This window comes from Azohydromonas sediminis (genome assembly GCF_003574675.1).
Taxonomy (GTDB): Bacteria; Pseudomonadota; Gammaproteobacteria; order Burkholderiales; family Burkholderiaceae_C; genus Calidifontimicrobium; species Calidifontimicrobium sediminis.
Map to the genome: position 1 here is coordinate 1 of NZ_QOAZ01000081.1, position 1554 is coordinate 1554.

A 1554-nucleotide genomic window follows, 5' to 3' on the forward strand; every position below is an offset into this window, starting at 1 on the left:
GCGGGCGAGTTTGGCCGTTGAAGTGGCATGAGCACCGAGACGACTGAAGCGACGCCGAGCGAAGGGCAAGACCTCTTCGGCTGCAAGCCTGTGGCGGCCGTGGCGGGCGACAAGCCTGCGCATGCCGGGAGCATGACGACGGCGCGGGTCATCATGCCCAACCGCACGCAGATCGAACTGCGCCCGATGGACCTGGAGTCGCTGCTGCCCGAAGGGCACCGGGCGCGGCTGGTGTGGGCATGGGTGGCGCGGCAGGACCTCGGCGCGATGTACGCGGCGATCAAGGTTCGCCAAGGGGGCGTGGGCCGCAGCGCGATTGCCCCGCAGATCCTGCTGGGCCTGTGGCTGTACGCCACGCTGCAAGGCGTGGGCAGCGCGCGGCAGCTCTCGCGCCTGGTGCTCGAGCATGACGCGTACCGCTGGATGAGCGGGGGCGTGCAGGTCAACTACCACAGCCTGTCGGACTTCCGAGTGGCGCACGGTCAGGCGCTGGACGAATTGCTCAGCGTGAGCCTGGCCGCATTGATGAGCGCCGGCGCGGTGAAGCTGCAGTGCGTGGCGCAGGACGGCGTGCGTGTTCGCGCCAGCGCGGGTGCGGCCTCGTTCAGGCGCAAGGCCAGCCTGCAGGACAACCTGGAGCTGGCACGCGCGCGGGTGCGCGAGCTCAAGGAACAGATCGACGCTGACCCGGCGCAGGACAGCCGACGCAAGGCTGCGGCCCAGCAACGGGCCCGACGCGAGATGCAAGAGCGGCTGCAAAGCGCGCTGGAGCGGCTGCCTGAACTGGAGGCGATCAAGCGGCGCAACGGCGCCAAGGCCGAAGAGGCCCGTGCGTCGAGCACCGACGCCGATGCCAGCGTCATGAAGATGGCCGACGGCGGCTACAGGCCGGCGTACAACACTCAGTACGCCAGCGACTGCGACAGCCAGGTCATCGTCGGCGTGGAAGTCAGCACCAGCGGCTCGGACATGGCGCAGCTCGCCCCCATGGTCGAGCAGATCGAACAACGCCTGGGCAGCGCACCGCAGAAGATGCTCGTCGACGGTGGCTTCCCCGCGCACGCGCAGATCGACGCGGTGGCGCACAAGACCGAGGTCTATGCGCCGGTGCCCGAGGCACGGACGAAGAAGGACGCCAAGAAGGACGACCAGGGCCACGAGGCCCAGCAGGACAAGCACGAGCCCAAACCCGATGACAGCGCGGCGGTGGCAAGTTGGCGACAGCGCATGGCCAGCGACGAGGCCAAGGAGCTGTACAAGCGGCGAGCGGCCACGGCCGAATGCGTCAACGCGCAGGCGCGCAACCGCGGCCTGCAGCGCATGCCGGTACGGGGCCTGAAAAAGGTTCGCTGCGTGGCGCTGCTGTTCGCGCTGGCGCACAACCTGATGCGCACGCTGGCACTGGCGCCGCAATTGCTGGGACTGGGCACAACTGCGTCTGCAGCGGGGGCGGGTACTGTATGAAGACCGAAAAGCTCAGGGTAGACCCGCAAATCGGATCCTTACTCGTGCCCGGCAGCTCGCCGAACGTACCGCTGGCGCCTGCGGCTTCGT

Annotated in this window: 1 protein-coding gene; it reads left to right on the forward strand. The window is 68.6% G+C overall.

The genetic code is table 11. The features are described from left to right. Positions 1 to 132 precede the first annotated feature (132 nt). The gene (locus tag DRV96_RS17695) at positions 133 to 1464 is read left to right on the forward strand and encodes an IS1182 family transposase (protein WP_119293594.1); all 1332 of its coding nucleotides are present in this window, start codon (positions 133 to 135) and stop codon (positions 1462 to 1464) included. Positions 1465 to 1554 lie beyond the last annotated feature (90 nt).

Bases quoted from the DNA above. Each gene is read 5' to 3' on its own strand.
- DRV96_RS17695 (WP_119293594.1), top strand. From the start codon at position 133: ATGACGACGGCGCGGGTCATCATGCCCAACCGCACGCAGATCGAACTG.